Origin of the sequence: Microbacterium sp. B24 (genome assembly GCF_000333415.1) — a bacterium.
In the GTDB taxonomy this organism is placed as follows: domain Bacteria; phylum Actinomycetota; class Actinomycetes; order Actinomycetales; family Microbacteriaceae; genus Microbacterium.
This window is the reverse complement of record NZ_BADB01000363.1, coordinates 1-2358: the sequence shown is the minus strand read 5'-3', so window position 1 is coordinate 2358 and position 2358 is coordinate 1. Positions and strand designations below refer to the sequence as shown.

General features: G+C 64.5%; 2 protein-coding genes. One reads left to right on the top strand and one right to left on the bottom strand.

All coding sequences use genetic code 11. The annotated features are described in order from the left end of the window. Positions 1-1615 (top strand): acyltransferase family protein (locus tag I5I_RS09435; protein ID WP_187289930.1); only part of this gene is annotated, 1615 nt, incomplete at its 5' end. Between the two features lie 59 nt (positions 1616-1674). Here the strand turns inward: I5I_RS09435 and I5I_RS09430 are convergent. Continuing rightward, positions 1675-2358: glycosyl transferase (locus I5I_RS09430; protein ID WP_036318681.1), on the bottom strand; the 684-nt coding region annotated here is incomplete at its 5' end.

The window sequence follows — 2358 nt, the reverse complement described above, 5'->3', positions numbered from 1 at the left end:
CCTGATGCTCGGTGCCGTCAGCCTGGTGGCGCGGAGTCGTGCATCGGGCTCGGCGCGCAGAGCCGGCATCATCGCGCTTCTGCTCGTCGCGGTGGCATCGTTCGTGGCCAGCGTCCTTTTCACAGATGCGTCACCAGCGCAGGCGTACTTCGCTACTTTCACGCGAGCGTGGGAATTCGCGCTGGGCGGCCTTGTCGCTCTCGCGCTGCAGCGGCGGATATCATCGTCGCCTGCTCTGGGGAATCTCCTCGCCACCGGTGGTCTGATAGCCATTGCAATGTCAGTGGCACTGTACGGGCCGACGACACCCTTCCCCGGCGTTGCTGCCGTGTTGCCTGCTGCAGGGACTGCAGCAGTGATCGCGGCCGGGACGCTGTCCACGCGTACCGCGTGGTCGCCGCTTTTCGGCCTGCGTCCCGTGCAGTGGGTCGGCGATGCCTCTTACTCGCTCTACCTATGGCACTGGCCATTGATCGTGGTCGCGCCGTTTGTTCTCTCCCGAGAGATGACCGGGCCGGTGCGGGTTGGGGTACTGATACTCGCGCTCGTGCTTGCGGGTCTCACGCGGCGCTGGCTGGAGCGCCCTGCGCAGAGTGCCCGCTGGTGGAGAACGTCCACGCGTCGAGCGGTGCTGGGGATGATCGGGGGGATGGCGATAGTCGCCCTCGGAGCGGCAGCACTCTTGATGGGCTACTCCGTCAGAGCTGCAGCCGACTCGCCGACGGCACCGGTTGCGGAGGGACCGTGTGTGGGCCCCAACGCCCTGATGCCCGCGAACAACTGCGCCGACCCCTTCGGGCGCGCGGAGTCAGTGGATATCGGTGCGCGGAATGAGTACTTCTACACTCCGCCAGAGTGCGGTGAGTTTCTGAAGGAGATGACCTACGGCGATAAAGCCACTACTCACCTGTGCGATTTTTCGAGGGGAGCGGAGAACCCGCCGAATGTGTGGCTGATCGGCGACTCTCACGCGCAACAATGGCAAGGTCCGATCTTCGACATCGCGCGGGAGCGGGGGTGGAAGCTCACGATCAGCTTTATGGGAGGCTGCCCAACGGCCGACGTCGCGTTTGTTGGATTCCGCTCCGCGTGGGGAGAAGCGGATCGCGAGCGTTGCCGCACGTGGAATCGAGATCTGGCGCAGACCATCATCGCCGACGCGCCGGACCTGGTGATCACCTCGATGGCGGCCCGACACGATCTTGTGGACGACGGCTCCCGGCGGTCGACAGAAGAGCAGTTCACCGAGGGGCTGCAACGCGACTGGCGTTCATGGACAGATGCGGGGTCGAGGATCCTGGTCATCGGGGACCCCCCGTTTAACGGAGAGGTCCGAAGCCCGGACTGCGTTGTGCTGAACGTGAGCGATCCATTGGCATGTGCGCGGCCGCGAAGTCAAGCCCAGCCCGCCGATCCTCTTACTCTTGCGGTTGCTCAGCTAGATGATCCTGCTGTCACCGCGTTTGATCCGACGCCCTACTTCTGCGATACGGACACCTGCTATGCGGTCGTCGGCGGCGTTCCCGTCTATTACGACGCCGACCATCTGAACCTCGTATACGCACGGATGCTGCGCCCGATGTTGGAAGCGGCGTTGCCGGTCTTAAGCCGCTGAGAGTCGATGCCGACGGCGATTGGACGCCGGCTGGGGCGTCGACAACTTATAGGCGGTCGTCAGGATGCCGCGCTCGCCGCCACAAGCGGCGGCATGGGCTTCCAGGCGGCATCCCGTGAGATCTTGCGTCCGTCGCGCAGGCCTCGGAACAGGTTCGAGGTACCCCGGACGGTGCGCTCGACCAAGAGGAGCCGGATGAGTTCCTTGCCGAAGGTCAGGGCCGTGCCGAGGCCGAACAGCACGGGGTTGTAGACCCTGAGGCTGCGGTAATAGCGCTTGATGATCGCGCGGTTGCGCATGATGTAGTAGCGGTACGCGTTGCTCGACGCGTTCATGTGCCGGATGCCCATGTCCCACTGCTTGATCTCGCGCGTGCGGCGGAGCACGAACTCGTTCACGATCACCGAGCGTGTGATGCGCGATGCAAGCCAGCCGTAGGTCTGGTCGTCCCAGTAGATGAAGAAGCGGGGATCGGGCAGACCGATCTGCCCGACGATGTCGCGGTGGATGAACATGCCCTCGAAGCAGCCGGAGTTCATCTCCTTGTAGCCCGACTCGTCGAAGCCGCTGGGCGCGAACGGGATCGGGATCGCGAGCGGTTCTGCGACGCGGTACTGCCAATAGAACTCGCTGCCGTCGAAGTCGTAGCGCCGCCCCTGGATCGACTTGAACCGCGGCGCCCAGGCGCCCATCTTCGCGAGACCGTCGGGCAGCACCTCGACGTCGTCGTCCATGAGCCAGAT